Source organism: Streptomyces niveiscabiei (assembly GCF_001419795.1).
GTDB lineage: Bacteria > Actinomycetota > Actinomycetes > Streptomycetales > Streptomycetaceae > Streptomyces > Streptomyces niveiscabiei.
Genome location: NZ_LIRL01000903.1, coordinates 1 through 9,189, shown reverse-complemented (window position 1 = coordinate 9,189; position 9,189 = coordinate 1). Strand labels below are relative to the sequence as shown.

Below are 9,189 nucleotides of genomic sequence, written 5' to 3'. Positions count from 1 at the left end.
TCGGTGGGCCGCCCGGGCGGCAGGAGCTCGGCCGCCGTCAGCAGTCCGGTCACCGGCGTCCGCAGCTCGTGCGCGATGTCCGCGGTCACCCGGCGCTCGGCCTCCAGCCGCTGCTGGAGCGCGTCCGCCATGGCGTCCACCGCGCTCGCGAGGTCGTCGGTCTCGTCCCGGACGACTCCGCCGATCGCGTCCCGCACGCGGACCTCCGACTCGCCCTTGGCCACCTGGTTCGCGGCGGCGGCGGCCTTGCGCAGCCGCCGCGACAACTGGCCGCCGATCAGTACACCGAGCGCGCTGCCGCCGAGGACGACCGCTATCGAGCCGATGATCAGGGCCTGGTCGAGGTCGTTGAGGATGTCGGTGCTGCGGTCGGTGAACCCGGTGTGCAGGGAGAGCACCCTGCCGTCCTTCACCGGCACGGCCGCCCAGATGTCCGGCCCCCCGCTCCTGCGGTCGGAGACGAACGTCGCCCGCCGCCCCTCCTCGACCTTGTGGCGCAGCTCGAGGGGCAGCCCCCGGTCGTCGATCTTGACGCCGGGGAAGTTCGGGCGGCCCGACACCTCGTAGTTGCGCTGGGCGATCTGGACCCGCTCGTCGGCCAGGTCGCGCGCGTTGTCCAGCATCGACACGCGTGCCGCGTTGTGCACGACCAGGCTCAGCACGATCGCGATCAGCGCGCCCACCAGGGCGATCGCCGCGCTCAGCTTCCACCGAAGGCCCGTACGGATGTCCGCGCGCTCCCAGAGCGCCGACACCTGTTTCCGGATCATCCCCGCACCCCCGCCCCGCTCAGGCCTTCAGCTTGTAGCCGAAGCCGCGGACCGTCTCGATGCGGTCCTGGCCGATCTTGGTCCGCAGCCGCTGGACGTGGACGTCCACGACTCTGGTGTCCCCGCCCCAGCCGTAGTCCCAGACGCGCTCCAGGAGCTTGTCGCGCGACAGGACCGTCCCCGGCGCGGAGGAGAACTCCAGGAGCAGGCGCATCTCCGTCGGGGTGAGGGCGACGGGGACGCCGGCCTTCCTGACCTCCATGCCCTCCGTGTCGATCTCCAGGTCGCCGAAGGTCAGCACGCCGCCGGCGGCCGGGGTGTCCGACTCGGCGCGGTCGCCGCCGCCCGCGTGGCCGAAGCGGCGCAGGACCGCGCGGATACGGGCGACCAGGACCGCGCCGTCGAAGGGCTTGGTCACGTAGTCGTCGGCGCCGGCCTCCAGGCCGAGGACGACGTCGATGGAGTCGGCGCGCGCGGAGAGCATGATCACCGGCACGGTCGACTCGTCACGGATGCGCCGGCACAGGCTCACGCCGTCCAGACCGGGCACCATCACGTCCAGCAGGGCGATGTCGGGGCGGTTCGCCCGGAACGCGTCGAGGCCCGACAGGCCGTCGGGCATGGCGGTGACCGCGAAGCCGTCCCGCTCCAGGGCGAGCTGGGTGGCCTCGCGGATGACGTCGTCGTCCTCGACGAACAGCACGTGTGTCTGGTCTGCCATCCGGGTGCTCTCACAGTCCTCGTGGGGGTCTCTTGTCGGTCGAACCGCGCTGGGCGCGGGGCCTCCCCCTCAAGGGGACGCTCCGCCGGCCCGGCTCGTTCACCGGCGCTTTCACTCGTACATCGTTTCGGGCACGCCGATCGGTTCACACCACCGGAGATTTTTTCGCCGACCTTGATTTCCGCAGGTCAGCGACGCGCCGTCAACCCGCCGAAAGTCCGGGAAGCATGGCCGGTCGGCGGTTGCGCCCCGGCCGATCGGCCATCGGGCGCTCCCTCCACCGCCTCAACCCCCACCAGGCGCCGGCGTGGCCTCCGTACCCGTGTTCCCGTAGTCCGTGTGCGTGCTGTACCTCTTCGCGAACTCGCCCGCGCTCCACGCGTACGTGATCACGGTCTCCCCGGACGGGTTGGAGATCGGGTCGTCCTTGGCGTACACCTGTTTCGTCACGACGAGGGAGCCGCGGTCTATCTCGGCGTAGACGGGCGGCTCCTCGGCCTTGAAGACGTTCTGGTAGCGGCCGTCCTTCTCGTGGTAGACGTACGAGCCGACTCCGACGGCGTCCGCGCAGGTGAGGACGTTGACCACGATGTCGGTCGCGGCGCCGCCGGTCAGGTTGCCGTACTCCACGTCGACCGGGTACTGGTCGGCGGCGCACGGCTTCAGCTCGCGCTTGACCTCGGTGGAGACCGCGGGGTCGTCCTTGACGAGACTGACCGCGTCGATGTCCTTCGGGTCGGAGTAGTCGCCCGGCGAGGGCGTCGCCCCGATGACCGCCTCGGCGTGGGCCGGGCCCTCGTCACGCGCGCCGGTGCCACCGGTCCCGCAGGCGGAGGCGCACAGCGCGAGGACGGCGAGCACGGACACGCCCGTGATCGCCGCCTGGATGGTCCCGTGGGCCGCAGGTGGTTCCGGCTCGGTCAGGCCGCCGCGCAACGCTCCCGCTCCTCACGCTCCAGCGCGCGTGCGTCCAGATCCCGCGCCTCCAGCTCCTCGCGGAGCCGGGCGAGCGCCCGGTGCAGCGTGCTCTTGACCGTCCCGGCCGACATCCCGAGGGCGGCGGCCGTCTCTTCGGTGGACATCTGCTCCCAGTGTCGCAGCACCACGACACTGCGCTGCTTCGGCGCCAGCACCTTCATCGCGTCCATCAACAGGGCGCGGTCCGCGTGCTGTTCGGTGGCGTCCTCGACCGAGGCGTCCGGGAGCTGCTCGGTGGGCACCTCCTCCAGCTTGCGCGCCCGCCACCACTCCGTACGGGTGTTGATCATGACCCGGCGCAGGTAGGCGTCCGCGAGGCGCTTGTCCGCGATGCCCTCCCAGCGGCCGTACGTGCGCGCCAGCGCCGTCTGGAGGAGGTCCTGGGCGTCCACGGGGTCCGGGACCAGGCGGCGGGCGCTGCGCAGCAGCGCGTCCTGTCGCGTGCGGACGTACTCCTCGAAACCGAGCACCTCGCCGTGCGCCATGTCCAACCGCCTCCGATCCCCGTTCCGGCCGACTTCCGTGCCGGTTTACCGCTTGTGGTCTGTGGCCCCCGCGTTTCGCCGGGGCATGGCAATGAAGCTACGGAGCTGTTGTCACGGCACTGTGCGGAGCAGCCTGCGGCGAGCGCGCGGCTGTCCGTCGGTTGTGTAACGAACACCGGATCGGATACGAGAAGTGGGGGTTTTGATGCGCCTATGTGGCGATTTGGGGTGGGGGTGGTTGTGACACAGCCGGAGGATCCGCTGTGACGCGGGGCCTCCGGCTGTGAGGTGACCGTGAATCAGATCGAGGAGTTCAGGCGCGCGGCAGCCGGTACAGGCCGCCCGCGAGCGGCTCCACCAGGCCGTCCGAGACGAGGCCGTCGAGCGCCCGCGCGCGCTGCACCGGTTCGTGCCACACCCGGTCGAGCGCGGACTGCGGCACGGGCGCGTGCGCCTCGCGCAGGACGGCGAGCAGCTTGCCGCGCACCTGGCGGTCCGTCCCGGCGTACGTCTGCCCCTTGCGCGGCGGGCCCTCGTGCTCCGGCTTGCCCGCGAGGCGCCAGGCGCAGCTCGCGGCGATCGGGCAGCGGTGGCAGGTCTCGTTGCGCGCGGTGCACACCAGGGCGCCCAGCTCCATGGAGGCGGCGGCCCAGCGCGCGGCCGTCGGCTCGTCGTCCGGCAGCAACGCGCGCGCGAGCTTGCGCTCGGCGGCCGTCGTCGCGTTCGGCGGGTACTGCACGCCGGTCACCGCGCGCGCGAAGACACGGCGGACGTTGGTGTCCAGGACGGCGTGCCGGCGGCCGTACGCGAAGGAGGCGACCGCGGCGGCCGTGTACTCGCCGATGCCGGGCAGCGCGAGGAGCTGCGCGTGGTCGGAGGGGACGTCGCCGCCGTGCCGTTCCGTTATGGCGACGGCGGCGCCGTGCAGGCGCAGGGCGCGGCGCGGATAGCCGAGCCGGCCCCAGGCGCGCACGGCCTCGCCGGGAGCCTCGGCGGCCAGGTCGGCGGGGCGCGGCCAGCGGGCCAGCCACTGCTCGTAGACGGGCAGGACACGGCTGACGGGCGTCTGCTGGAGCATGAACTCGCTGACCATCACACCCCACGCGCCCGCCTCGGGGCGCCGCCAGGGCAGGTCGCGTGCGTGCTCGTCGAACCAGTCGATGACCGGGGCGTGCAGGTGGGCTCCGGCGCTCTCGACCGGCTGCTCGCGCGGCTGTTCCTCGCGCGCGCGGGCTTTGGGGGACAGGTCGTCGGCGGCGTCGGAGGGGGTGGTGTGCGGGGGCTTCGTGGGCGCAGTCATGGCTCTTCGATCCTGCCATGGGAAGGGGTGCACGCGTGCGTGCCGTCACCCGGGGGAGGGGCGCACGCGTACGCGCGCGGGACGTCGATTTCTGCGCCATGGCCAAAGGTGCAAGGGGTGCGATTGTGAACGAGTAGGGCGCCAGGGGGCGTTGCGGCGGGCGCGACCGGGATGATGATCCGGAAAAGTTGTGGTTCAGGCGGCGGGTGGGGACGGCGAACGCCGCGATCTCTCGTACAGTTTGCGCCGTGGGATCTCTGCGCAATCCGGTCGGGCCGCTTCCCTCCACCATCTACTGGCGACGGAGGGCCGTACTGCTGTCCGTACTGGCCCTGTTGACGCTTCTGGTCGCCTGGATCGTCCTGTCGGGCGGCGGCGGCAAGAAGAACGGCGCCGACGGGTCCAACGGCAAGAATCCCGCCTCCTCGATCACCCCCGGGCCCTCCGCCTCGGGCCCGGCGATCAGCCAACACCCGGGCGGGCGCGACGAGTCGACGCCCGGTGACTCCAACGGGTCGGCGTCCGGCGGGGGTTCGGACGGCGGCGGCTCCGGATCCGACACCGGCTCCGGCGACACGGGCGGCGGCACAGCCTCCGGCGGCTCGGGCGACGACGGCTCCAACGGCAGCGGCAGCGGCAGCGCCGGAACCGCCCTCCCGGCGGGCACCACGCTTCCCAACTGCACGGCCAGCGTGGTCACCTGGACCCTCAGCAGCGTCAGCAACACCTACTCGCCCGACCAGACGCCGACGTTCCGCTTCATCGCGCGCAACAGCTCCGGCAGCGACTGCAAGGTCGACCTCGGCCCGAAGAACACCGTCCTGACGATCACCCAGACCGGCAGCGACAACACGTACTGGGCCTCCGACGACTGCCCCAAAGCCACCGGCAGCGCCCTGTACCGCGTCCCCGCCGGCGCCACCTTCACGTACACCCTGAAGTGGGACCGCAAGCCGAGCGCCCCCGAGTGCGCCACCCCGCCCGCCGGCGTCGCGAGCGCCGGCACCTACCTCGTCGAGGCGAAGGCCCCGGGATTCGCGAAGGCACAGACCTCGTTCGTCCTGGAAGCGGACTGACGGCCCGTCGCCGCCACACGCGCGAGCGCGTCGTACGACCGGACAGGGGCCGTTTTCCGGGGCGCCCGCCCCTTAACCTTTCGCGGCGCCCGCGCCTCGACGCCGGTGAGGGGCTCCCCGAGCCCCTCACGCGCCGTCAGACGTAGCGCTCCAGGATCGACGACTCCGCCAGCCGGGACAGCCCCTCGCGGACGCTGCGCGCGCGGGCCTCGCCCACGCCGTCGACGGCCTGGAGATCGTCCACACTCGCCGCCAGCAGCTTCTGGAGGCCGCCGAAGTGCTCCACCAGCCGGTCGATGATCGCGCCCGGCAGCCGGGGCACCTTCGCCAGCAGCCGGAAACCGCGCGGGGAGACCGCTGAGTCGAGCGCCTCCGGGGAGGCCGTGTAGCCCAGCGCGCGGGCGACGGTGGACAGTTCGAGCAGCTCCGCGTGGGTCAGCGCGTCCAGCTCGGACAGCGCCTCGTCGACCGTACGGGAACGTTTCGCGGTCGGCTCCGGGACGTAGTCCCGCACGACCAGCTCGCGCTCCGGCTCCACGCCCGCGATCAGCTCGTCGAGTTGGAGGGCCAGCAGACGGCCGTCCGTGCCCAGTTCGACGACGTACTCGGCGATCTCCGTCGCGATCCGGCGGACCATCTCCAGGCGCTGGGCGACCGCCGAGACGTCCCGGACCGTCACCAGGTCCTCGATCTCCAGCGCCGACAGCGTCCCCGCGACCTCGTCCAGGCGCAGCTTGTAGCGCTCCAGGGTCGCCAGCGCCTGGTTCGCGCGCGACAGGATTGCCGCAGAGTCCTCCAGGACACGCCGCTGGCCGTCCACGTACAGGGCGATCAGGCGCATCGACTGGGAGACCGACACGACCGGGAAACCGACCTGCTTGGAGACGCGGTCGGCGGTGCGGTGCCGGGTGCCCGTCTCCTCGGTGGGGATCGTCGGGTCCGGGACCAGCTGCACGCCCGCGCGCAGGATCTTCGACAGGTCCGAGGAGACGACGATCCCGCCGTCCAGCTTGCACAGCTCGCGCAGCCGGGTCGCCGAGAACTCGACGTCCAGCACGAACCCGCCGGTGCACATCGCCTCGACCGTCCGGTCGGAGCCCAGCACGATCAGGCCGCCCGTGTTGCCGCGCAGGACGCGCTCCAGGCCGTCCCGCAGGGCCGTGCCCGGAGCGACCGCGCTCAGCGAGGCGCGCATCAGACCATCGGAACCGGCACTCCCACCGGACTTTCCGGGAGCCGCCGCCCGGTCGTTGGCTGCCACTGCACTCCTCCGGTCACAGGTTCTGGGGGGCTCCCGCCTGCGCACACGGTTCGTACGGACGGGCGAGACCAGGGCAAAGTCTACCGGCGGTCCTCCTCGCTCTGGGGGGCCTGTCGGCGACGCGAGCGCGGGAGCACGCGCAGGGCGTCCCCTATGTCGGCGACTTCCAGGACCTTCATCCCGGCCGGGACCTTCCCCGGGTCGCCCGGCACCAGCGCGTGCGTGAAGCCCAGGCGGTGCGCCTCCGCGAGCCTGCGCTGCACGCCGGTCACCCGCCGCACCTCGCCCGCCAGGCCCACCTCGCCGATCGCCACCAGGTTCTTCGGCAGCGGGGTGTCGCTCGCCGCCGACGCCAGCGCGAGGGCGATCGCCAGATCCGCCGCCGGCTCCGACAGGCGTACGCCGCCCACCGTCGCCGAGTAGATGTCCCGCTTGCCCAGCGCGCTGATCCGGCCGCGCTGCTCCAGGACGGCCAGCATCATCGACACCCGCGACGTCTCCAGGCCCGACGTCGTCCGGCGCGGGGTGGGGATCTGCGTGTCCACGGTCAGCGCCTGCACCTCCGCGACCAGCGGGCGGCGGCCCTCCAGCGTGACCGTCAGGCACGTGCCCGGCACCGGCTCGGCGCGGCGGGTCAAGAACAGGCCGCTCGGGTCCGCGAGGCCCGTGATCCCCTCGTCGTGCAGTTCGAAGCAGCCGACCTCGTCCGTCGCGCCGTAGCGGTTCTTGACGCCGCGTACCAGGCGCAGGCGCGCGTGCCGGTCGCCCTCGAAGTGCAGGACCACGTCCACCAGGTGCTCCAGCAGGCGCGGGCCCGCGATCGCGCCGTCCTTCGTGACATGGCCCACCAGGAGCGTCGACATGCCGCGCTCCTTCGAGGCGCGGATCAGGGCGCCCGCCACCTCGCGCACCTGCGCCATGCCGCCCGGGGCGCCGTCGATCTCCGGGGAGGCGACCGTCTGCACCGAGTCCAGGATCAGCAGCGACGGCTTCACCGCGTCCAGGTGGCCCAGGACCATCGACAGGTCCGTCTCCGCCGCCAGGTACAGGTCGTCGGCCAGCGCGCCGATGCGGTCCGCGCGCAGGCGCACCTGGCTCGCCGACTCCTCGCCCGTCACGTACAGCGTGCGGTGCTCGTCGCTCGCCGACTTCGCCGCCACGTCCAGCAGCAGCGTCGACTTGCCCACGCCCGGCTCGCCCGCCAGGAGCACCACCGCGCCGGGGACCAGACCGCCGCCCAGCACGCGGTCCAGCTCCGGCACGCCCGTCGTGCGCGCCGTCGCCTGCCTGCCGTCCACCTGGCCGATCGGCAGCGCGGAGGACGTCACCCGGCCCGGCGCCGTCGTACGCACCGCCGGCGCGCCGTACTCCTCGACCGTCCCCCACGCCTGGCACTCCGGGCACCGGCCCAGCCACTTGGCCGTCTGCCAGCCGCACTCCGTGCAGCGGTAGGAGGGACGGTCCTTGGTGGTCTTCGTACGGGCAGCCATGGGAGGAACCGTAACGTCCGGCACCGACAGCGCGGCCGGCCTGTGGACAACCGAGGGCGCGAACCGGTCGGGTCACTCCGGGAAACGGCCACGGGAGAGCGCCCGGTGTCCCCTATTGAGGGATCGTTTCACCCGTATGGATTAAAAGGGCTCAAGGTTCGGGATCGGGGCGTCGCGAGGCGCCTACGGTCGCACGGGTGATGAGCACGAGTCCGGAGACCTCGCCCCGTACGACCGGCGCGCACCGGGAGCGACGGGAGGCGCGTGACCGTGAGGCGGCGCGCACGCTGGCCGAGCGCCCGCCCGCGCGCTACGAGCCCTACCTCGACGGCCTGTTCACGTACTGCCTCGCCGTCCTGTGCGACCACGACGCGGCCGTCGCCACCCTCGGGGACGCGCTCGCCTTCGCCGAGCGGCGCGGGCACCGGATGCCCGACGAGGGCGGCGAGCTGCGGGCCTGGCTGTACGCGCTCGCGCGCTGGTCGTGCCTGCGGCGGCTGACGCAGGCCAAGCAGAAACGTCATGCCTCCGGGGAACGGACCGAGACGCCCGCGCCCGACGACACCGGCGACGCCGTCCGGGAGCAGCGGCGCCGCGAACTCGCCCTGCTCGCCTGGCCCGAGGCCGCCGGCACCAGCCCGGAACAGCGCGAGGCGCTCGAACTCGCCGTACGGCACCGGCTCAGCGCGCCCGAGGTCGCCGCCGTCCTCGGCAAGGAGCCCGCCGCCACGCGCGAACTGCTCTCCTCCGCCGCCTGCGAGGTCGAGCGCACGCGCGCGGCGCTCGCCGTCGTCGAGACCGGCGGCTGCCCCGGCGTCGCCCGCCTCGCCGACGGCCACCACCTGGTGCTCAGCGCGGCCCTGCGGCGCGAACTCGTCCGGCACGTCGACGACTGCCCGGTCTGCCGCCGGGCCGCCGAGCGCGCCGCCCCCGGACGCTGGCCCGGCGCGGCGGTGACGCCCGCCGAACTGCCCGTCCTGGAGGCGCCCCGCGCGGCCCTGTACGTCGCGATGACGCACGTCCCGCGCGCGCGAGGCGCCGCCGCGCCCCGGTACGACCGGCGCGGGTTCCCCATGGACCCCAAGGACCGCGCCGGTCGTACCGGGGC

At 73.1% G+C, this 9,189-nt stretch carries 8 protein-coding genes and 1 pseudogene; 2 read left to right on the top strand and 7 right to left on the bottom strand.

Features of this window, described 5'->3' with window-relative positions; all coding sequences use genetic code 11:
* The 5 genes from AOK24_RS36655 to AOK24_RS36635 form a co-directional block, all read right to left on the bottom strand.
* Positions 1–770 (bottom strand): HAMP domain-containing protein (locus tag AOK24_RS36655; protein ID WP_159052115.1); only part of this gene is annotated, 770 nt, incomplete at its 3' end.
* A 19-nt stretch (positions 771–789) separates the two neighbouring features.
* Complete coding sequence (gene cseB, locus AOK24_RS36650; RefSeq protein ID WP_055724275.1) at positions 790–1,491, bottom strand: two-component system response regulator CseB; 702 nt, start codon at positions 1,489–1,491, stop codon at positions 790–792.
* Positions 1,492–1,776: 285 nt separating this feature from the next.
* On the bottom strand, positions 1,777–2,427 hold the full coding sequence (locus AOK24_RS36645) for a hypothetical protein (RefSeq protein ID WP_055724274.1): 651 nt from the start codon (positions 2,425–2,427) through the stop codon (positions 1,777–1,779).
* On the bottom strand, positions 2,412–2,954 hold the full coding sequence (locus AOK24_RS36640; protein WP_055724273.1) for a SigE family RNA polymerase sigma factor: 543 nt from the start codon (positions 2,952–2,954) through the stop codon (positions 2,412–2,414). Before AOK24_RS36640 ends, AOK24_RS36645 begins: the two co-directional genes overlap by 16 nt.
* 313 nt (positions 2,955–3,267) lie before the next feature.
* Positions 3,268–4,254 carry an HhH-GPD family protein gene (locus tag AOK24_RS36635; RefSeq protein WP_055724272.1) on the bottom strand — a complete coding sequence of 329 codons (987 nt, stop codon included), beginning with the start codon at positions 4,252–4,254 and terminating at the stop codon, positions 3,268–3,270.
* 248 nt (positions 4,255–4,502) lie between these two features.
* On the opposite strand from AOK24_RS36635, the gene AOK24_RS36630 reads away from it, so the two are divergent.
* The gene (locus AOK24_RS36630; protein ID WP_055724271.1) at positions 4,503–5,330 is read left to right on the top strand and encodes a hypothetical protein; all 828 of its coding nucleotides are present in this window, start codon (positions 4,503–4,505) and stop codon (positions 5,328–5,330) included.
* 136 nt (positions 5,331–5,466) lie between these two features.
* Here the strand turns inward: AOK24_RS36630 and disA are convergent, their stop codons facing one another.
* Both disA and radA read right to left on the bottom strand, forming a co-directional pair.
* Entirely contained in the window at positions 5,467–6,591 is a 1,125-nt protein-coding gene (gene disA / locus AOK24_RS36625) for a DNA integrity scanning diadenylate cyclase DisA (RefSeq protein ID WP_055724270.1), read from the bottom strand.
* A gap of 80 nt (positions 6,592–6,671) precedes the next feature.
* Positions 6,672–8,081: a DNA repair protein RadA gene (gene radA, locus AOK24_RS36620; protein WP_055724269.1), complete on the bottom strand. Its 1,410-nt coding sequence runs from the start codon at positions 8,079–8,081 to the stop codon at positions 6,672–6,674.
* A gap of 200 nt (positions 8,082–8,281) precedes the next feature.
* On the opposite strand from radA, the pseudogene AOK24_RS36615 reads away from it, so the two are divergent.
* Positions 8,282–9,189 (top strand): annotated as a pseudogene (locus AOK24_RS36615) (sigma-70 family RNA polymerase sigma factor); the annotation flags it as partial.

Bases quoted from the DNA above. Each gene is read 5' to 3' on its own strand.
- AOK24_RS36640 (WP_055724273.1), bottom strand. From the start codon at position 2,954: ATGGCGCACGGCGAGGTGCTCGGTTTCGAGGAGTACGTCCGCACGCGA.
- AOK24_RS36635 (WP_055724272.1), bottom strand. From the start codon at position 4,254: ATGACTGCGCCCACGAAGCCCCCGCACACCACCCCCTCCGACGCCGCC.
- cseB (WP_055724275.1), bottom strand. From the start codon at position 1,491: ATGGCAGACCAGACACACGTGCTGTTCGTCGAGGACGACGACGTCATC.
- radA (WP_055724269.1), bottom strand. From the start codon at position 8,081: ATGGCTGCCCGTACGAAGACCACCAAGGACCGTCCCTCCTACCGCTGC.